The sequence below is a fragment of the Campylobacter concisus genome (genome assembly GCF_015229965.1).
In the GTDB taxonomy this organism is placed as follows: Bacteria; Campylobacterota; Campylobacteria; order Campylobacterales; family Campylobacteraceae; genus Campylobacter_A; species Campylobacter_A concisus_BD.
Genome location: NZ_JAAKZB010000012.1, coordinates 33861 through 53424, shown reverse-complemented (window position 1 = coordinate 53424; position 19564 = coordinate 33861). Strand labels below are relative to the sequence as shown.

The following is a 19564-nucleotide window of genomic DNA, read 5'->3' as shown; positions in this document are numbered from 1 at the left end:
AACTTTTTTCAGGCTAAAATTTATAGTTTTATATTTAAATTTCTTAAAAACAAAAGCTTCTTGTAGATTTTTAAACTTAGTTTAAATATTTAAAATGTATAATCCAATTTCTTTTATCAAGGTGGTTGGATAGCTCAGTCGGTAGAGCAGCAGACTGAAAATCTGCGTGTCGGCAGTTCGATTCTGCCTCTAACCACCATTTCTTTTTAATAAAATTTTTCTTGAACGTGGACAGATGGGTGAGCGGCTGAAACCACACCCCTGCTAAGGGTGCAGCTCTTAATCGGGGCTCGAGGGTTCAAATCCCTCTCTGTCCGCCACCAATACAATATTTTTCTTTCCAACTCCCCTAAATTTCGGTGTTTTAACTGCATTTATTAGCAGATATTCTTGTCCTAAATTTCAGACAAATCAGCTTTGTTACAGAAAATTTGCACTTTTGTTACAGAAAATAGACAGGCTCTATCATGAGTTCTAAGCTAATTACTAAGATAGCAAACAGACCAAATTTCTACTTTTTTGATACTGCTCTTAAAAATGGTAAAAAGCTAACTGTTAAATTTTGCCTTTTCACAAAAGATCCAGATGAGGCAGTAAGACTGGCAAATTCTATAAAAGCCGCAGCCAACGAAGCTCTTGCTAAAAAGATAACCACAACACATACGAATTCTAAAAGCCTAAGAACCTTGATAAACATTAAAAGACAAAATGAGCGGTGTATTAAACAAAATGGCATATTTTTAGATGTTAGCGAATATAAAGAGCTCTCACAAGAGGTGATAGCTAAATTTTATAATCTAGTGGCGCCAGAAGAAAAGCTTGAAAAAGAGCTAAAAACATTATTGGATGCATCTTTAAGTTCAAAAGAAACCACACCGCTATCTTTTGAAGCAGTAGCTAAAAGATATGTGCAAACAGAGTGTTTAAAGCTAAAATCAAGTGATAAGACCAAGGGCTATTATGTTAAGACTGGCAAGCTTTTGGATGAGTTTTTTAAAGATCATCAAGGTAAAGAGTTTAGCTACGGCGATGCCGAAAACTTTCAAACAACTCTAGCAAGCAAAAATCTCAATAAAAAGACCATCAACAACTACACATCTTACTCAAAAAGGCTCTTTGACTATGCCATAAAGATGGGCAAGCTCACGACCAATCCTTTTAAAATGCTTACATCTTTTAAAATTTCAGCCGATGAGAAGTCTCCGAAAGACAACTTTAGTCTAGATGAACTAAAAATAGTTTTTGCTACAAAAAGGCTTGATCTACGAAACTATATGATGTTTGCTCTTCATACTGGGCTAAGGCTTAATGAAATTTGGCAACTTGATAGCAAAAGCGTAGGCGAAGAAGATGGCATAAAATTTATAAATGTTAAGACAGCCAAGCAAAAAGGAGGCGTTAGCAAATATAGGCAAATTCCGCTACATAAGAATATTGAGCATTTGGCTGATTTAAAGTGGCTAGAGCAAATCAAGAAAGGAAAAGATAGTAGTGATTATTTTGGAAAGCGCCTAAATCGACATATTCATAAATCTATCCCAAGTGCAAATGTTAGTTTTCACAGACTACGTGGCAATTTTGCAAAAGCCATTAAAGACTATTGTTTGGAAAATTCTCTAGCAGATCTTACTTCGGTTCTTTTAGGTCATAGCACAGACCTAGCAACTGACACATATGCAAAAGGAGTGTCCTTGAAAGCTAAAAAAGAGGCATTAAAGGGGCTCGATGACTATCATTTACTAATTATTTAAAAATGACCACTTTGAAAAGTATAATTACTAATATAAATCTTTTAATAAAGGAGTTTTTATGACAAAAGATATTAAACAGCAACTTGAAGTTGATGATTTTAATGAGTTAAATCATCTAGGAATAAGGTTTTATTATCAAGATAAGGTAAAAGAACTATCTGATGATATAAAATATTGTCTCACAAAGGGATATAAGAGAGCCACAAGTGATAAGAATAAAGATTACTGGCTAAAAATATGCTTTAATCTTTTTGGTCTATTTCCATACTCTGTCCATTTGCCTGGAGCTAAAAAGCTTGATAAGATAATAGATGAGCGACTTAGTGCCTTAAAATTCAAGGCCGATACTACCCCAAGACCTGCCGTCCCAATAGATGATGATCTGCCTGTAGAGGAGTTAATAAATATTTTTTGTCCAGCTACACCAGAGAAAAAACCAGCCCACAAGAAAAAGAATGCTAAAAAAAATCCTAGTGGCAATACAGTAGAGGTAAAAGGTGGGCTTATTGTTTTTGGTACTTTTATACCACATTATATCGTGTCAGAGATATTAAACTATACCGAAAAGAAAAAGAAAACCAAAATAAAGCCAATCAAGCCTAACAAATATTCACTAAATATAACAACGATAGAAGATTTAGTTGAAAACTATTTAGAAAGTGTTGGATCAAGGCAAAAGTTTAGCGAAAGCACAAAAAAAGAATACAGATTGGTATCAAAACTACTTCAAGAATTTCTTGATAGTAAAAGCATTGGGATAAATGATATAAATTTAATTGTAGCTGAAAATTTTCAAGAAAGTCTTTTAAATTCTAAAGATGAAACACAGAAACGTGGCGAAAAAAGAGTGAATAATATAGTTGGCTTTCTTTCAAAAATTTTTGAAAGAGCTGTAAATTTAGGTCTTATTGAAACTAACTATTTTAGCAAGACATCACTTATACGTTTTTCCATTAATGAAAAAACTACTAAGCGAAATTTCACTGTGGATGAATTAGGATTATTATTTTCAGGGCAACATGGTATTGAAAAAGAGATATTAGACTATTTTCGGTTCAAACTACATGTTGGACTTCGTATGGAAGAATTCTTTAGATTAAATGAAAATAGTTTCATAACAGAGACAATAGATGGGCAAGCATATAATTGTGTCATTATAGATACAGCAAAAGGCAAATACAGTAGCGAATCCAAAAGAGTAATTGTCCTACATGAAAATATCAAAGACTTACATAATTATAAATGGGTTAAAGCCATAAAAGAACAATACCCTACAATAAAGTCTTTTAATAAAAAAGCCAATGGCTGCATAAGAAAAGTTATAAGTGATAAAAAAGTTAGTGATCATCGCTTGAGAGGCAACTTTGCTAAGAAATTAGTAGAATACGATCATATAAACAACATAAGTGACTCCATTGTAAATGTTGCAGATGAATTAGGCCACAATACAAATAAAAACAATAGAAAGAATCTTGAACAATATAACGACCAAGTTAGGGGAATGTTGGGTTACAATCTCTCCGACGCTCTTGACATATACGCCCAGTCTAAACTTTTGAAAACTAAACTAAGAGACATAAAAGCATTTGATGAATATTCAGGTATTTTCAAATACTTAGATATACCAAGTAATAAAATACCACACATTAAATCAAATAAAAATAATAAAAATAATAAAAAGGACAAAAAATGATAGTAATTCATAACAATGAACTTTTGTTCAGACCTGCTTACTCAGACGAACTTTATATATTTGATGATCCGTTTGAGACTGTTAATGATTGGCTTGATGCGATGATCATGGGCTTAAAACAAGAATGCTCTTTTGTTTTAAGCGGTTCATCTCTTGGCGAATTTACTACAGAAACGAGTGATTTCACAATAGGTGGCGAACAAGGCGAGGCATTGACTTACCAAAATGTATTAGATTTTTGTAAAGAGCTATACGATGAAGTCTTTAAGATCAGGGGCAAGCTAGTTGGGCTCTTTTGTCAGTCCATAGGCTGCACAGACAAAGAGGAATTTGACGAAATTTATCAAAAATTCAATAAAAAACTTGATGAGTTTAAAAAAATTCTAGACAAGTTTAAAATACCACAAGGTTTAGATATGCAATATGGCTTCAAGCAGTCCATGCCTTCTTATATTTATTAAAGCAATGCTTATTTTTAAGAATGAGCTTAGTAAAAGTTAAATAGAATTATTCACTTTGAATAATTCTATTCTTTAAAAATAAAAAAAGGAAAGTAGTATGGAGACTAAATTTTGTCCATTTTGTGGTGAGATAATTAACAAAGATGCTATTAAATGCAGATTTTGTGGTAGCTTCTTAAATGAGGAAGCCAAAAATCAAGCAAGAGAACAAATGAATAGCCAAAAAAATATGGCGAATAATTTCCCATATCAAAACCAAGCAAATAGTAATGAAATTCCGCTTGGTTTTATAAAAACGTGGGATGGAAAAATAATCCTAAAACCACAAGGTTTTAACTTTTGGGCATTTTTGTTTGGGCCTTTATACTATACTGGATATGATAACCTGCTATATATATTTCTAACAACTATATCAACAGTTTTATTATACTTCTTAATCGGTATAGGCGTAAAAAATGATAGTATAGAAATGATTAATATTGTTTCTATAGTTTATACAATAGGTTTGCTTGTGACGCAAATCATAGCGGGTGCAATAGCAAATAATGTTCTTCCAGTAAAAACAGTTAAATTTAATTATGGCTGGGCAATTGGTGCATTTTTAGTATTGCTTATTGCACAATTGATATCTCTAAGACTATTTTTTTAGTAGGATTTGAGCATGAATAACAATCTAGTCAAATGTCCTTTTTGTGCTGAAGAAATAGAAAAGGACTTGGAGTTTTGTCCTATCTGCGATACACAGCTAAAAACACAGTGCCCTTTTTGCAAAGAAGAAGTAAAGACAAATGCTACCAAGTGCAGATTTTGTGGTGAAACCTTGCACTTTATGCCAAAAACCAAAAAAGAGATCATTAAAGAGCAAGAAGAGAGTGAAAGAAAAAGGCTGCGAAAGTTAGAAGAAGAAGCAAGAGAGGAGCAGCTAAGAAAAGAAAAAGAAGAAGAGGCAATTCGCTTGAGAGAGCAAAGACAGCGTGAGTTAGAAGAAGCTAGACTTGCTGAGGAAGCCAAAAAAAGAGAAAACAAAGAGCAACTAAAAAAGCATATAAAAAACTATAAATTTATATATGCTATATCTATTTTTATACTTGCTGTAGCGGTAGCTTCTGCATTTATATTCTTAGGAAATCCAAGTAGATATGAAATTTATAGTCTAGAAAATGAATGCGAAAATCAAAATGGTGATAGTTGTATGAAGTTGGCATACTTTTATGAAAAGAAGCATGACACTGCAGCAAAGCTGTATGCAGACAAAGCAATAAGTCTTCTAAAAGAGAAGTGCAAATCTGACTCTAAAGCCTGCTATCAACTAGGCCTGCTTTATGAACATGGCGACTATCAAACTAGTAGTTTTACTTTAGAGAAGATAAAAAATGTAGATTATAAAGAGGCTTATGAATATTACAAAACATCTTGCAAATTAGATAATACACAAGCTTGCGATAAGCAAAAAGCACTTGAAGACGATGCAAAAATTGCTTGCGAGATATGGATAAGCGATGGCTGCATAAAACTGGCTAAAGATTATGAACAAAAAAACGACCTAGAGCATGCAAACGAGATCTATACAAAGCTTTGTAACAATAACGACAAAGAAGCTTGCAAGGCTTTAGCTGGCAATCTACTAAAAGGTAATCCCTCTGAAAAAAATATAAAAGTAGCTTATGAGATATATAAAAAAGTTGATGCCTCTAAAGCAAATACAGTTTTTAACGGCGAACATGGATGCCTTCTAAACAATAGTCTTGCTTGCTTTGAATTGGGATTAGAATATAGCAACAAGGGTGATTACAAGAAAGCGAATGAATATTATGAAATGGGGTGTAATTTAGGAAATGGCGAATCTTGCACTAATTTAGGCGCTAATTACCAAACTGGAAAAGGAGTCTTAGTGGATATAGACAAAGCAAAAGGGTTTTACCAAAAAGCTTGTGATATTAAAGATGGTTTTGCTTGCCAAAACCTAGCTTTTGTATATTATATAGTTGAAGAAAAGATAGATAGTGCTGCTATAAATTTTGAAAAAGCTTGTAATCTTGGTATGGCTAAATCTTGTGGGTATGCAAGCGAACTTTTTAAGGATGACGCAAACTCTTTTAAGGATCTAAAAAAAGCTATCGAATTTGCTAAAAAAGGGTGCGATCTAAAAGATGGCAAGAGCTGCTTTATCCTTGGTGCTGGATACGGAGAAGGCGATGGTATAAAAAAGGATCTTAAAGAAGCTAATAAATACTATCAAAAAGCTTGCGATCTAAATAACGATGCTGATGGATGTGCAAGTCTTGGTTATAACTATAAATATGGCTATGGGATAACTAAAGATCTAACTTTGGCTAATGAATATAATAAAAAAGCTTGTGACGCAGGAAGTGGTAGAGGTTGTAACTACCTTGGCGTAAATTATAGAGATGGCGCTGGCTTTGAAAAAAATATGCAAAACGCATACTCTTACTTCAAAAAATCTTGTTATGACTACAACTATGCTAGGGGATGCACAAATTTAGGCGAAATATTATGCAAATATGGCAATTATACCAATGCAAAACAAGAGGCAAAAGATGCGCTAAATAAAGCATACTATAAACTGGGCGATAAAAAAGCACTAGATATACTTAATCAATATTTTAGCAACTAAACACTCATGGGAAGCTCTCCCATGAGTAAATTTACATCTTATAAAATCTCCCAGAGCTCTTTATCTTCGTCACTTGCCTCGTTTGCTTCGTTTGCTTCTTGAACTAAAGCATTTAGCTTTTTAAGCAGTGCATCAAGTTTTTGATTTAGCACTGGTACTTCAGACTTCTTTTTTGTCACTATGTCTTGCTTTATGAGCAAAGAGCGCCTTTTAAATAGCTGCTCGTTATATACTAAAATTTCATTATCCCCAAGAGTTACATTAGTAAAACTACTACCGATGCCAAGCTCTTTTTGATAGCTTAACTCAGCCTTTAATAGGTCATTTTCATCTATAAATATAGGCGAGGCTTTATAAATTTTACCATCGTGGTAATACTCAAATTTTTTTAACTTGCTAAAGTCTTTATCCTCTCCGCTGGCATATTGTCTGACCGAGTTTTTAAAGAAGTATTGATTGGTTAAATTTCCCACCAGCTCTTTATATCTTGAGTCACTACCAAGGCTGCTTTTTAGCACATCTTCGTTTTGAAAGGCGAGTATGAGCTCGACCCTAGCTTCTCTTAGCACGTCAGCGTGCAGGTCCGTTGATGGATTTAGCACACGCTGCGCCTCATCTATAAAGATACTAACTGGCACCTTCTCTTCATTTGCTATGCGTTGCGCCATATTTGAAAGGGTGGAATTTAGCATAAGCTCAACCGCACTATCCTTTAGTCCTTGAGAATTTACAACGACTATCTTTCCTTCATTTAGTAGCTTACTTATGCTATTGCCATGATAGTTTAGCATCTCATCGTCGGCTATGCTTTGCAAGGCAAAGAGCATAAATGTATAGTTTGAGAAAAGCCTTGCTTTTTGTGATTCTTCATCATTTCTTACACCCTCATACTCCTTAAAAGCTTGTATGAAATTTTCAGATTTTTCATTAAACTCACCTAATGCCCAAATTTTCTCATTTAAAGAGTTAGCCAAATGTCTTCTTTTGCTTATACCTTTTGCAAATGCCGTGTCGCTTTTTACATGATCATCTACCAGCTTAACTAAGGCATAAAATTTTTTAAAGTCGCCTAGCTGCTGGGTTGATTTGCATAAATTTGCAAAGCTTGGCTTTAGATCTTTTGTTCTATTTTCTATATATGGGGTGCAAAAACCTTGCTCTGTAAGGTCACATATCGCCTTCATCGTTGAAAGGGACTTTGTAGCGATATTTGCTGCTAAATTTCCCCAAAAAGGATCACGCTTTGTACCAAATGTCTTTTGAAAGAAATTCATCAATAAACTTTCACTTGCATCATCCATTATGTTTATTTTGTTCCCCCATGGCACATTTATCATTACGACATCTTTTAGTCTGCCATGCTTATTGGCTAGAAATTTAACCTTTTTATGCTCAACTCCTTTGTAGTCAAAGACAAGCATCCCATGCCCTACTTTTATGCGTTCATCCATCGCTGGCAGGATCGCTGAAGTGGTCTTACCGCAACCTGTTTGCCCTGTTATCATCGCATGCGTAAAGCTAATAGGTATGCTAAGAGCGTTTGAAGTAGCGATTTGGGCTGCACCTTTTGTATTATTAATTAGTGAAAAAACTGACATATTATTCTCCTTTGTTAGTTGGTATTATTTCATTAGCTAGGCCATAAGCGATGGCTGATGATGCGTCTATATAGCAGTCTCTATCGGTGAGCTGTTCTATCTTTGCTATTTTTAGGTTACTGTTAGCCTTTATCATCTCATTGACTTTTGATTTGATTTTTAAAATTTGATTTGCGATCAGCTCTATGTCGCTTGCCTGACCCGATGCACCGCCAAGAGGCTGATGAAGCATGAGGCTTGAGTTTGGCAACATATAGCGCTTATCTCCGTTTAAAAATATGAGTGCGGACATAGAGGCAGCTAGCCCCACGCAAAATGTATTGATTGGTGATTTTATGGTCTTCATAAAGTCGATTAGCCCAAAGCCATCATATATCGAGCCTCCAGGGCCACTTATATATATGTTTATGTCGCTTTGATCTACGCTGTCAAGATACAAAAGCGTCTTTTGTGTAGTTAGGCAAATTTCTTGATCTATCTGCCCATATAAAAAGATATTTCTATCAGCTAGCAAGCTCATGTGAATGTCGGCGAAATTTAACTTGTCAAACTCTGCCATCTTCTCTCCTTGTTTTGATTTTTGTGAGAGAAGTTTAAGATAGTAGATGAGTCTTTAAATTCCACCTATTGCTTCTAGAGCCGGTGGCTTGGTAGTTTATAAAAGCTCTATATCGTTTATGTGATGTCCTAAAGCAGGAGATCTTTTTTCATCGATGAATAAATTTAAGCTCTTACCAAGGAGATCCTCGAAGTAAATTTTAGCTAGCTCTTTAGAGTTTTTATATTTAAAAGGAGCATGCGTGGCAAGGTATAGTCCGTAGATATCATCTATAAGCCACTGCCTTGCGTATCTATCTTTGTTTATTTCAAAATTTTTGTAAGAAAGATCATTTTTTAGATTATCTAGCTCCTTTTTAAATTTGCTTAATACAAAGATATTTTCATCTTTAAGGGATTTATATATAAGCTCAGGATCTAAAAGTGAGCTATCATCTAAAGATCTTAAGCGCTTTTTAGTAGGGGTGGTTTTTATTTTTATCATATTTTGCTTTATCTTCCAAATTTCATCATAAATTTGATCAAAGTTACCAAAAAATGCAGGTGAAAATATAACCAAAGCATCATCTTCTCTAAAGCTTATATATCTATCTTTAAAAATTTCAAGTTCAAAAATTTCAGATCCCATATTGCTAAAAACTAGCGCTTGATTGTCCATATCTAGCCCCATCACAAAGCCTCTTTTTATGATCAAAACATTCATGGATTTTAAAAATCTCTGAACTTTTGCCTCGTCATAAACATAGCTTAAAAGATAAAGCGGCATACCATCTGGCTGGCTACTTGAAAAGTCTTTGTATTCGCAATCCCAAAGGTAATTTCCTGGTCTTAAACACATCATTATAAAAGCAGCGTCTTGCATATATGTAAATTTTTCATCATCGTCTATTGATCTACTTTTTAGAGATTTTACATGCTTTTCTAGGTATTCATTTGGAGCTAGGATGTAACTATTTTTATCATTTATATGCTGTTTTTGGCTCAGTGATAAATTTCGATCTAGCTTTATAAGTGCATACTCTTCACATACTTTTTTTAGCTTTATATTTATTTGCCTTCTTTTGCTGTCTATTTTTTCATCAAAATTTTTGATGTAGCCACGAAGTCTTGGCACATTTACTATTAGATCTTCGTCTTTACCACAAACTTTGCAAACTTCATCCATAAATTTTTCAGTCTGCTTATCTCTTTCTTTATCAACCAACCTTTTCAGTATAGGTAGATCATTTTCTTTACTAAAATCATAAAATTTACCAACAAAAAGAGAGAGTGCATATGTATTTACAAGAGAGTTTAAAATAGGTGTTTGATTTATTTTTAGGTTATTATTTGACTTCTTTTTGCTTCTACCATTAAAAAGTTTATATTCGACCTCGAATGACATATTTTATCCTTGTAGTTTTTAATAGACCCGTAGTATTTCAATAAGCTACATCCACCAAAATTCTATCTACATTTTTATTAGTTTTCCAAAAAACAAAGCAATAATATTGCTGAAATGATAAGTCATAGCCGTCTGTTCTATTTTGAAGCACATAGATTGATTGAACACCTGTATCTATAATGTATTTGAAATTGCTAGTAGCACCTCTTTCCAATCCATATACCATACTAGCAAAAAAGCATATAATAAATAATGCCTTTTTCTATAAGTAAAAATTTTCAAGTATATTATTCATTACGAACTTTATTTAATATAAAATTTATTCTAACTACATAGTTTCTAGGTATGGTTGTCTTTATGGCGAGTAGAAGGTGGTTATAAAAGAGAAATATCTCTCATATGTCTTAGCGTTTGCTCTTTGTTTTTCTCTAGAATTTCTATTAGCCTTGATAAGAGTGGTTCTGAAGCATATTGACAAAGGTCTATGATACGACTTATGTTTTGTAAATTTTCATATTCTTTGTCATTGTAATTACATTTATTGACCATATCTTTTAAAAAGCTTGAGATGTTAAGGTCGTCTATGAAAAGTTCTTGCTCGCTTACTTCAAGGGCTTTTGCTATATAAGGTATAAGCTCAGCTTTGATCTCTCTATTTCCATTGAGATAGTTATATATAGATGGCAGAGACGGCACTTCGCCTGTGCTTTTTAGCCTAGGTTCAAGATCTATAAATTTTTGGACAAAGTCCTTTTTCTTTAACTTTTTACTTCTTAGGATCGCATTTATTCTTTCATAAATTTGCATTTTACACTCTTTGAAATTGCTCTAAATTTAAGAAGTATAATTGATAAAAAAATACTATATGAATTAAGTATTCAATAAGAATAATTCTAATAAGATTATCCGTATAGTAAATTTTTTCTTAATAGTGATAGTTTTTATAAACCAACATACGTCATCAGGTTAATAGGTCTAATTTCAAGCAAAACAAGAAGGGATAAAGATGAAAAAGATAGCTTTTATGTTTGCGCTTTTGCTGTGTTGCGGCTCTGCGTTTGCGTTTGATCAAATTGTGGGCGATATAACTACCGGATTTAGCAGAGATAACCGATTGGAAGTCGTTAGAGACGATATATATAAGCTGATGTGGCAAGATGGTGATTTGCCACCATTTCGTATGTATTATGACAAAGCAGTCCAATACTGCGAAAATTTAAATTTTGCTGGCTTTGATGACTGGCGGCTACCTACAGTAAACGAGCTTTTAAGCATCATTGACTACAGCAAGTATAGTTCTGCTATGAATTTAGCTTTTAAGTATGCCGACATACCTAGCGGCAAGTACTGGAGCTCTACAAAGAGCGCCGACGACTCGTCTGATGTGTGGGTCGTGGATTTCGATAACGGCGAAGATTTCCGCTACAGCGTTTCATCTCATAAAGGCTTAGTGCGGTGCGTCCGGCAGTATTGATTTTAAAATTTAAGAAAGGATAAAAGATGAAAAGACATATAGCCGTTTTTTTGCTGCTTTGCGGTTTGCTTCACGCAGAAGCTCTAAGCCCTACGTGCTACCGAGATAACGATAAAAACGTAGTGATATGTAGCGAAAAGAAACTGGGAAGACTAATGTGGCAGGATGAAAAGCAAAACTTTAAAGGAAAGTGGGAGCAGGCACAGGAGTATTGCAAAACATTAAGTCTAGCCGGATACAAAGACTGGAGGCTACCAACCATAGCGGAGCTACTAAGTATAACGGATAAAGCAAGATCCAACCCCGCTCTAAATACAGCTTTTAAATACATAGCAGACTCTGGTTATCGATGGTACTGGAGCCAAACTTTCGTCAACGGCTTGCCTGCGTGGTACGTGGATTTCTGGAATGGTGGAAGTTCCGGGAACAGCGGTCCTCTCTACGTGCGGTGCGTCCGACAGTATTGATTTTTGAAAGGATTTGAAAGAGTTATGATATAAAAATTTTTCTATATTTAGAGCTTCTATGAGATTTTGCGTCTATTTAGAAAACAGTGTGGTGAAAACTTATAAATTTAAAAAAGCTTCGTTTCTAACTCATATAAAATGGGCTAAGTAAAAGGTGGCTTTGATAAATGAAAGCCTGGAAAATATCCAAGCGATATATAACTTTAAAAAGTAAAGGAAGATGGATGAAAAAATGCATAACTATATCTTTGCTGCTTTGCGGACTGCTTCACGCAGAGGCGCTAAGCACTGTGTGCTACCGAGATAATGATAAAAACGTAGTGATATGTAGTGAAAAGAATCTAGGAAGACTAATGTGGCAGGATGAAAAACAAATTTTTGAAGGAACGTGGGAGCAGGCGCAAGAATACTGCAAGATAGTAAACCTAGCCGGATACAAAGACTGGAGGCTACCGACCGGAACAGAGCTGCTAAGTATAACGGATGAAGTAAGATCCAACCTCGCTCTAAATACCGCTTTTAAATACATAGCAGACTCCGAATTACCATGGTACTGGAGCTCTACCAAACATAACATCTACTCGTCTAATGCGATGATCATGCGTTTCAATAGCGGCCGCGCTGGCTGGGACGACATTTCTCATCGCTACTTCGTGCGGTGCGTCCGACAGGATTGATTTTTGAAATTTCTTTTTTTGAGAAATTCGGACTTAATGGAGGCGCTTTGAAAAGCCTTTTGCTCCCATTACGGGAGCTTTTTAAATTTTGGAGAATAAAATGACAAATTTTACGGCAGAACAGATAATAAAAATAAACGAAATTTTTAGCAGAGTTGTCGACTGCAAGGGAAATTTGAAAGTGTTTAGGGGGTTTGATTGGAGTTTAACTGAAACAGGCGGTAAATTTAACAATCAAATTTTTCCTATTGTATATACAAGAGAATACGTGGATAGCGCAAACAATACTAAATACAAAGACACGTTTGATAGAAATGAAGCCAACCAAAAACAAAGCGATGAACAAAAATTTAATAAAATTCATGAAAACGGTTTAAATACTTTTTATTTAAATCCAAAAACTATGCTTAAAATAGGTGACGCCGACATAAAAACTCTTGGTATAACCGCATCGAATTTTAAGATAGGCGATATAAAAAATAACCAAAATATAGATCAATACTTTTCGATTCTGCTAAATAAATTTCCAAACGAGATCAAAAAAGACGACCTTGTAATTTTATATACAGCGTTTTATGAGCTTTTACAAGTTTGCGATTTTAAATTCGATAGCGATAAAAAGGTCTTGTATATAAATATTTTTCAAAAGCTAATAGAATATTTTAAAGATGGTAAAAATAGCTTTTATGTTTATACGCAAAAGGGTGGCACTGAAGAAATGCGAGGAGAAAACTGGGCTTTAAATATGTGCTTTAAAATTCATCAAATACTTTGCTTGTTGCTGTCCAAGATTAATTGGAGTAACGATGGAAGCGGAGAGCAACTAACAGATGATGAGCTAAGAGAAATTTTAGGCGATCTCTTTGGAATTTTTGCGGATTTTAGAAAAGCTATTTGGGAAGCTATAGGCATAATTATTAAAAATAAAGTTCTAAGAGAGCTTACTAAGGGTTCTAAAAACATCATCTACTATGGTGCGCCTGGAACCGGCAAAACGAAATTCGTAAAAGACTGCCTTGATATTTTAGATCCGAACCGCACTAGAACCGAATGGGTACAGTTTCATAGCGGTTTTGAATACGAGGATTTTATAGACGGCATAAAACCGATCGGCATACAAAACGGAAATTTAAATTTAGCTTTGACAAACGGCATATTTAAAGAATTTTGCTTAAAAGCGGCGCAAAATGAAAAAGAAAATTTCTTTTTCATAGTTGATGAGATAAATAGAGCCGACATAGCAGCAGTATTTGGCGAAACGTTATCGCTTTTAGAGGAGAATTACCGAGGTAAAAGCATAAAGACTAAAAATTATGCACTTAGTAAGCAGGAGTTTTCTATACCAAGCAACGTATATTTCATAGGTATGATGAACGACGTGGACAAAAGCATCGACTGCTTTGACTTGGCTCTAAGAAGGCGCTTTACGTGGGTTTTGATGGAGTGTGATTATGAAACTCTAAATAATATAGAGGCAAACAATAAGGGTTACAAAGAAAAATGCAAAAATTTAAATAAGCACATAGTTTCATCGGAAAATAACGGCTTAAATTTAGGCAGAGCTTACGAGATTGGACATTCGTATTTTCTCAAACAGGAAACAATGAGCGAGCAGCAAATTTGGGATAGGCATATAGAGCCGATCTTGCGTGAATATATCAGAACGCAGTTTGGCGACGGCGAAGTAGAGAAAAAACTAAAGATGGCTAAGAAAATTTTCGTAGGCTAGTGCGATGTTTGAAGATAACAGCTGCTACAAGTGTGCCGAGCATCAAAAAGAAATAACCTTTGATGAGCTGATAAAAGGTAAGACGGATGTAATTTTTTTAAATGGACGGCACGATAAATTTGATCCAAAGAAAAAAGACGGCAAAGATGCGCACTATATCCTTAAAAGATGCAAAGACGATAACTATGTATTTGACAATTACATAGGCCGTTTTACCTTTGAAGGACAAGAATATATCATAAACTCGCGTTTTGGCAAAGAACTAGAAGCCGAGCTTTTTAAAACTATCGACTCGTCGTTTTTTAGCTCTGGCAGTAGCGTCGCCGAGATAAATGGCGAGATCCCTATGGACCACATCCTTTACGCCTCGTTTATCAGCCGCTTAAAGCTAGCCAAGTTAAGCGGCTTTCCAAGCGTTTATAAGAAAATTCCTTTTAGAGACTACGCCCTGCACGGAAGCCTTGACGTTAAAAATTTTATCAAAAAAGATCAGCCCTTTATGGGTAAAATTTCAAGTCGAAAAAGCTCGCGAGTGCCTGACGAAGTGGTCGCAAGGGTGCTTTTAAAAGCTTACGATATCTTGGTTAGAAAAAACACTAAATTCGCACTTTACGACAAAGAAATAAAGAATTTTTTGCTAGCCAATGCTAATGGCAAGATGAAGAGTATCAGAGACATAGATACGGCTTTGAACTCAAAATCCGTGATGAACGAGCTTTACAAAGACTACAAAATTGCCCTTCAAATCGCTAGGATTATCATTTTGCAAGATTCTAGATATACGAACGAAAGCGCCGTCAAAAATCTAAATTTTGGTTATTTACTGTATGCGCCCAACCTTTTTGAACTTTATGTCGAGAGGCTCATAAGAAGTGTATTAGGCGAATTTGGCGGTAAATTTAGCCTAGAGACTCAGTATAAAATTCCAGGCTTGGATTTGAGACCTGATTTTGCGATAAAAGATGAAGAAGGGAAAATTTTAGCTGTTTTGGATGCTAAATATAGGCATTTTTATAATGCCTATATAGGTGAAACTGATTGCAAGAATTTGCTACAAATAAAACAATACGTGGAGAAAGCCGGTTCAAACACTGGAATTCTAATCTATGCCAAAAGTAACGTCTTTAATGAGCCAAAAAACATAAGACATAGTTCTGAAAACAAAATTTTTATACTCAGTGTATTAAAAAATGATAATAAAACATCTGCTGACAAATTTAAAAAGTATCTTAAGAAGATTTTAGAAACTATAAAAATAAAAGAGATAATGTGAAAACATTATAAAAATTGTAACGTTTATGGCTATAAGCTTGTTGGATGCAAAAGCTGTTTTATCCATAGAAGGATATATGGTAAAGATGTTCTTTTAAAAGAAAAAAGATAGTATCGCTGTCTATGTGGATATAAGATAAAAGGCACTATATCATCAAGTGATCCGCTAGTAGTCGCAGTGCTAAGCGGAGAAACATACTGTAAAGATATGCTTTAAAGATAAAAAATAAAATACGTAAAATATGCAATTAGAAAAATGCCTATGTAGCAGATGATGCACAAACAAGCTAAGGCATAAAGGACTCATTTAGTCTAGCTCTAGAATATGACTTATATTTTAAAAGAATGTAGGTCAAATCTCTCTTTTACATTAAAAAGCCTCGCAGAGCCCAAAGGTTTAGAGCTCTCTAAACCAATTTGGGCAATAAAATGGTTTAGGCTAATGATTTTTGCCCAAACACATATAATTACTATAAATAGATATTAAATTTAAAGAGGCAATATGTTTAAAAACCAACAAGCAAACATAACATTTGAGCTAGCTAGTAACCGCACAAATACTCACAATAGTAGAGAAGAAAAACCTGGCTACCTAATGCCAGGATACTATCTAAACGAAAAATATGGCATCTTGAAAAAGCCTGTGAGGTACATAAGATTAAATAAGTTTAGCTTCGATGATTTATGGCAAAAAAGAAGAGACGAGATGAAGTATGAAGTATCACATCTTGGCAAGATCAAGCTAGTAGATAAATATAAAGGCAAAAAGCCACTAAAGCAAAACTGTCACTATGAATGCGTCATAGGACTAAATGAGCATACGCAACTATCAAGCTTACTAAAATCCATAAAAGCTGTAAGCAAAATTTTAAATATTGAACCCATAAATTTATACATTCATAGTGATGAGGGGCACCTTTTGAGAAAGAGCGATAATAAGGAGATATTTCCACTATTTCATGATGAAAATGGCAAACTAGGTGGCACATACATTACAGATAAGGATGGCAGGGCTTATTATATTCATATAAAAGAGAGCATAAATGGCAAGCAATACTATGAAAAAGGGGCTGAACTGGAATATGAAAAATTTGAACCAATATTTCAAAAGCATGCTCATGTAGAATGGAATAGCTTAGTAAATGGCAGAAACCAAATGCAAAGATTCAAAAAGAATACAACTGATCCAAATTTGGACTATAAAACCGTTTTTAAAACTGTATATAACACAAATGCTGAAATTCTGGGAATGATAAAAGGAGATGGTGGCAGTAAGCATAAGAAACTAAAAGCTTTTAGAGTGGCTAGCGAAAATGATAAGCTTATGAAAAAACTAGAAGAGCTAGAGGCTATCATTGAAAAAGATGAGACATATATAGAGATCATTACTGGATACAGCGAAGATCAAAAAGTAAAGATAGAAGAGCTAGAGCATGAAAATCAAACACTAAGAACAAGGCTTAGCGATCAAGAAAGCTTATATAAAGCTCAAGAGACGAAGCTACAAACTACTAAAAATGAGCTTTGTAAAGCCAATGAAGAGCTTATCAAAAAGAATAGTGAAATAGAGCTTGCAAGAGAAGAGATAAGGCAAGTAAAAGAAGAAATTTATAATCTAGTCATAACTCATGCAAATACAAATATCAAGCTAAAAAGAGAGCTTGAACACTTTGGTATAGCCTTTCCTGTGGGGATTAAGGTGCAAGAGCTAAATAGTAATTTAGAGCTACAGTCTTTATAAATTTAAGCTAATAGTGTATTTCTATGAGTAAGGAGTGAGATTGTGCTTATATATTGCAAGTATTTTTATGTAATCTTGTTCTATACGAAAGACCACCACATACCCTTTAAAGATAAGATCTCTCGTGTCTTCTCTATTGATTGTTTTATTTTTTCTAAATCTATAAGGCATATAAGAGATGCTTTTTAGCCTTTCTAATAGCTCGCAATAAAAAATCCAAGCAGTCTCAACGCTATCCTTAGAGTAAAAATCCAAAATCGCATCAAGTTGGCTTAGAAATTCCTTGCTTAAATAAGGAATTTGCTGCATTTAGGCACCGTATTTTTTAAAAAGAGAATTTACATGAGCATTCATTTCGTCCATTGAGACATACTCTAGCTCTCCTTTATCATCCATATCAGAAATCCTCTTTAGATGCTCTTCGTCCTCTTTACTAAGATAGTTTTGCTGCTCACCATAGGCTTCAAAAATAGCAGCTGGATCTATTTTAAAAAGTAGAGCCTTTATCGCTTCGAGAGTTGTATTATCTGCAGTTGTTTGAATGTTTATCATGGTAATCATAAGAGTCCTTTTAAATTTGGGTAGATTATAACACTTTAGAGTCTTTGATTTTATTAAAACAAAAATTTCTATAGCTAAAAATTCTAGAAAAACTTGTCCTGATAATTGGACAAGTTTTTTATTAAAAATGTTCTAAAAGCTCCTTAAAATCATAGAATACTTGTTACAGAAAATTTGAGACTTTGTTACAGAAAATCAGCAAAAATAAAGCTTTAAAATATATAATCTCCATATCAATAAAAAGTCGCATATATCGGGCTTTTGAAAGGTTAAAAAGTGATAAAAGTCATAAACTTGGCGGAGTGTCCCTCTCTGTCCGCCACCAACACAATATTTTTCTTTCCAACTTCCCTAAATTTCGGTATTTTAACCACATTTATTAGCAGATATTTTTGTCCTAAATTTCAGACAAATCAGCTTTGTTACAGAAAATTTGCACTTTTGTTACAGAAACTATTTGGATCATACTATGAGCTCTAGATTGATCACCAAGGTTCCCAACAGACCAAATTTCTACTTTTTTGATACTGCTCTTAAAGATGGTAAAAAGCTAACTGTTAAATTTTGCCTTTTCACAAAAGATCTAGATGAGGCGGCAAGACTGGCAAATTCTATAAAAGCTGCAGCCAACGAAGCTCTTACTAAAAAGGTAACCATAGCGCATACAAACTCTAAAAGCCTAAGAGCCTTGATAAACATTAAAAGGCAAAATGAGCGGCGCATTAAACAAAATGGCATATTTTTAGATGTTAGCAAATATAAAGAGCTGTCACAAGAGGTAATAGCTAAATTTTACAATCTAGTAACTCCAGAAGAAAAGCTTGAAAAAGAGCTCAAAACATTATTGGATGCATCTTTAAGTCCAAAAGAAACCACACCAATATCCTTTGAAGCGGTAGCTAAAAGATATGTGCAAACAGAGTGTTTAAAGCTAAAATCTAGCGATAAGACAAAGGGCTATTATGTTAAAACTGGCAAGCTCTTGGATGAGTTTTTTAAGGATCATCAAAGTAAAGAGTTTAGCTACAGCGATGCTGAAAATTTTCAAACAACTCTAGCAAGCAAAAAGCTCAATAAAAAGACCATCAACAACTACACATCTTACTCAAAAAGGCTCTTTGACTATGCTATAAAGATGGGCAAGCTCACGACCAATCCTTTTAAAATGCTTACATCTTTTAAAATTCCAGCCGACGAGAAGTCGCCGAAAGATAACTTTAGCCCAGATGAACTAAAAATAGTTTTTGATACAAAAAGGCTTGATCTACGAAACTATATGATGTTTGCTCTTCACACTGGGCTAAGGTTTAATGAAATTTGGCAACTTGATAGCAAAAGTGTAGGAGAAGAAGATGGCATAAAATTTATAAATGTTAAGACTACCAAGCAAAAAGGAGGCGTTAGCAAATATAGGCAAATTCCACTACATAAGAATATTGAGTATTTGACAGACAATTCAAAAACAGCCAAAAATTTTGCCTTAGTCAGCTAAAAGAAAAACAATACCTATACTCTCATGCCAGCTAGTGATCACAGAATTTAAAAGTTAAAGCCAACAAAAGC

Annotated in this window: 18 protein-coding genes and 2 tRNA genes; 14 read left to right on the top strand and 6 right to left on the bottom strand. The window is 34.2% G+C overall.

Annotation, left to right across the window (positions count from 1 at the left end):
- Positions 1-123: 123 nt before the first annotated feature.
- From G6W43_RS06510 to G6W43_RS06480, 7 genes are all read left to right on the top strand, one after another.
- Positions 124-199 (top strand) — tRNA-Phe (locus G6W43_RS06510).
- Positions 200-229: 30 nt separating this feature from the next.
- A tRNA-Ser gene (locus tag G6W43_RS06505) sits at positions 230-320 on the top strand.
- A 147-nt stretch (positions 321-467) separates the two neighbouring features.
- Positions 468-1751, top strand: a complete 1284-nt coding sequence (locus tag G6W43_RS06500; protein ID WP_194169407.1) for a tyrosine-type recombinase/integrase — start codon at positions 468-470, stop codon at positions 1749-1751.
- A gap of 58 nt (positions 1752-1809) precedes the next feature.
- A complete protein-coding gene (locus G6W43_RS06495) occupies positions 1810-3444 on the top strand; it encodes a phage integrase SAM-like domain-containing protein (RefSeq protein ID WP_194169406.1) in 1635 nt (544 codons plus the stop codon).
- Positions 3441-3905, top strand: a complete 465-nt coding sequence (locus tag G6W43_RS06490; protein ID WP_194169405.1) for a hypothetical protein — start codon at positions 3441-3443, stop codon at positions 3903-3905. Before G6W43_RS06495 ends, G6W43_RS06490 begins: the two co-directional genes overlap by 4 nt.
- A gap of 97 nt (positions 3906-4002) precedes the next feature.
- Positions 4003-4554 (top strand): zinc ribbon domain-containing protein, encoded by a 552-nt coding sequence (locus tag G6W43_RS06485; protein ID WP_194169404.1) that lies wholly within the window; start codon positions 4003-4005, stop codon positions 4552-4554.
- Positions 4555-4566: 12 nt separating this feature from the next.
- Positions 4567-6540, top strand: a complete 1974-nt coding sequence (locus tag G6W43_RS06480; protein WP_194169403.1) for a double zinc ribbon domain-containing protein — start codon at positions 4567-4569, stop codon at positions 6538-6540.
- A 38-nt stretch (positions 6541-6578) separates the two neighbouring features.
- On the opposite strand, the gene G6W43_RS06475 is transcribed toward G6W43_RS06480, so the two are convergent.
- The 4 genes from G6W43_RS06475 to G6W43_RS06460 form a co-directional block, all read right to left on the bottom strand.
- Entirely contained in the window at positions 6579-8138 is a 1560-nt protein-coding gene (locus tag G6W43_RS06475) for a TraM recognition domain-containing protein (RefSeq protein WP_194169402.1), read from the bottom strand.
- Position 8139: 1 nt separating this feature from the next.
- Positions 8140-8697, bottom strand: a complete 558-nt coding sequence (locus tag G6W43_RS06470; protein ID WP_021083671.1) for a ClpP family protease — start codon at positions 8695-8697, stop codon at positions 8140-8142.
- Between the two features lie 96 nt (positions 8698-8793).
- Positions 8794-10080, bottom strand: coding sequence for a hypothetical protein (locus tag G6W43_RS06465; RefSeq protein WP_194169401.1), 1287 nt, complete (start codon positions 10078-10080; stop codon positions 8794-8796).
- A 375-nt stretch (positions 10081-10455) separates the two neighbouring features.
- Entirely contained in the window at positions 10456-10887 is a 432-nt protein-coding gene (locus G6W43_RS06460; protein WP_002941319.1) for a hypothetical protein, read from the bottom strand.
- Positions 10888-11086: 199 nt separating this feature from the next.
- On the opposite strand from G6W43_RS06460, the gene G6W43_RS06455 reads away from it, so the two are divergent.
- The 6 genes from G6W43_RS06455 to G6W43_RS06430 all read left to right on the top strand — a co-directional run bounded on the left by G6W43_RS06455 (position 11087) and on the right by G6W43_RS06430 (position 17440).
- Positions 11087-11554, top strand: coding sequence for a DUF1566 domain-containing protein (locus G6W43_RS06455; RefSeq protein ID WP_021092599.1), 468 nt, complete (start codon positions 11087-11089; stop codon positions 11552-11554).
- Positions 11555-11580: 26 nt separating this feature from the next.
- A complete protein-coding gene (locus tag G6W43_RS06450; protein ID WP_194169400.1) occupies positions 11581-12021 on the top strand; it encodes a DUF1566 domain-containing protein in 441 nt (146 codons plus the stop codon).
- A 224-nt stretch (positions 12022-12245) separates the two neighbouring features.
- The gene (locus G6W43_RS06445; protein ID WP_194169399.1) at positions 12246-12698 is read left to right on the top strand and encodes a DUF1566 domain-containing protein; all 453 of its coding nucleotides are present in this window, start codon (positions 12246-12248) and stop codon (positions 12696-12698) included.
- Positions 12699-12798: 100 nt separating this feature from the next.
- A complete protein-coding gene (locus tag G6W43_RS06440) occupies positions 12799-14427 on the top strand; it encodes an AAA family ATPase (protein WP_194169398.1) in 1629 nt (542 codons plus the stop codon).
- Between the two features lie 4 nt (positions 14428-14431).
- The gene (locus G6W43_RS06435; RefSeq protein WP_194169397.1) at positions 14432-15700 is read left to right on the top strand and encodes a 5-methylcytosine restriction system specificity protein McrC; all 1269 of its coding nucleotides are present in this window, start codon (positions 14432-14434) and stop codon (positions 15698-15700) included.
- Between the two features lie 501 nt (positions 15701-16201).
- Positions 16202-17440 (top strand): hypothetical protein, encoded by a 1239-nt coding sequence (locus tag G6W43_RS06430; RefSeq protein WP_194169396.1) that lies wholly within the window; start codon positions 16202-16204, stop codon positions 17438-17440.
- Between the two features lie 21 nt (positions 17441-17461).
- On the opposite strand, the gene G6W43_RS06425 is transcribed toward G6W43_RS06430, so the two are convergent.
- Both G6W43_RS06425 and G6W43_RS06420 read right to left on the bottom strand, forming a co-directional pair.
- Complete coding sequence (locus tag G6W43_RS06425; RefSeq protein WP_194169395.1) at positions 17462-17749, bottom strand: type II toxin-antitoxin system RelE/ParE family toxin; 288 nt, start codon at positions 17747-17749, stop codon at positions 17462-17464.
- On the bottom strand, positions 17750-18001 hold the full coding sequence (locus G6W43_RS06420) for a hypothetical protein (RefSeq protein WP_107945880.1): 252 nt from the start codon (positions 17999-18001) through the stop codon (positions 17750-17752).
- Positions 18002-18470: 469 nt separating this feature from the next.
- On the opposite strand from G6W43_RS06420, the gene G6W43_RS06415 reads away from it, so the two are divergent.
- Positions 18471-19493, top strand: coding sequence for a tyrosine-type recombinase/integrase (locus tag G6W43_RS06415; RefSeq protein WP_223232047.1), 1023 nt, complete (start codon positions 18471-18473; stop codon positions 19491-19493).
- Positions 19494-19564 lie beyond the last annotated feature (71 nt).

Bases quoted from the DNA above. Each gene is read 5' to 3' on its own strand.
- G6W43_RS06470 (WP_021083671.1), bottom strand. From the start codon at position 8,697: ATGGCAGAGTTTGACAAGTTAAATTTCGCCGACATTCACATGAGCTTG.
- G6W43_RS06425 (WP_194169395.1), bottom strand. From the start codon at position 17,749: ATGCAGCAAATTCCTTATTTAAGCAAGGAATTTCTAAGCCAACTTGAT.
- G6W43_RS06480 (WP_194169403.1), top strand. From the start codon at position 4,567: ATGAATAACAATCTAGTCAAATGTCCTTTTTGTGCTGAAGAAATAGAA.
- G6W43_RS06465 (WP_194169401.1), bottom strand. From the start codon at position 10,080: ATGTCATTCGAGGTCGAATATAAACTTTTTAATGGTAGAAGCAAAAAG.
- G6W43_RS06460 (WP_002941319.1), bottom strand. From the start codon at position 10,887: ATGCAAATTTATGAAAGAATAAATGCGATCCTAAGAAGTAAAAAGTTA.
- G6W43_RS06485 (WP_194169404.1), top strand. From the start codon at position 4,003: ATGGAGACTAAATTTTGTCCATTTTGTGGTGAGATAATTAACAAAGAT.
- G6W43_RS06430 (WP_194169396.1), top strand. From the start codon at position 16,202: ATGTTTAAAAACCAACAAGCAAACATAACATTTGAGCTAGCTAGTAAC.
- G6W43_RS06495 (WP_194169406.1), top strand. From the start codon at position 1,810: ATGACAAAAGATATTAAACAGCAACTTGAAGTTGATGATTTTAATGAG.
- G6W43_RS06445 (WP_194169399.1), top strand. From the start codon at position 12,246: ATGAAAAAATGCATAACTATATCTTTGCTGCTTTGCGGACTGCTTCAC.
- G6W43_RS06435 (WP_194169397.1), top strand. From the start codon at position 14,432: ATGTTTGAAGATAACAGCTGCTACAAGTGTGCCGAGCATCAAAAAGAA.
- G6W43_RS06455 (WP_021092599.1), top strand. From the start codon at position 11,087: ATGAAAAAGATAGCTTTTATGTTTGCGCTTTTGCTGTGTTGCGGCTCT.
- G6W43_RS06420 (WP_107945880.1), bottom strand. From the start codon at position 18,001: ATGATTACCATGATAAACATTCAAACAACTGCAGATAATACAACTCTC.
- G6W43_RS06500 (WP_194169407.1), top strand. From the start codon at position 468: ATGAGTTCTAAGCTAATTACTAAGATAGCAAACAGACCAAATTTCTAC.
- G6W43_RS06490 (WP_194169405.1), top strand. From the start codon at position 3,441: ATGATAGTAATTCATAACAATGAACTTTTGTTCAGACCTGCTTACTCA.
- G6W43_RS06450 (WP_194169400.1), top strand. From the start codon at position 11,581: ATGAAAAGACATATAGCCGTTTTTTTGCTGCTTTGCGGTTTGCTTCAC.
- G6W43_RS06475 (WP_194169402.1), bottom strand. From the start codon at position 8,138: ATGTCAGTTTTTTCACTAATTAATAATACAAAAGGTGCAGCCCAAATC.
- G6W43_RS06415 (WP_223232047.1), top strand. From the start codon at position 18,471: ATGAGCTCTAGATTGATCACCAAGGTTCCCAACAGACCAAATTTCTAC.
- G6W43_RS06440 (WP_194169398.1), top strand. From the start codon at position 12,799: ATGACAAATTTTACGGCAGAACAGATAATAAAAATAAACGAAATTTTT.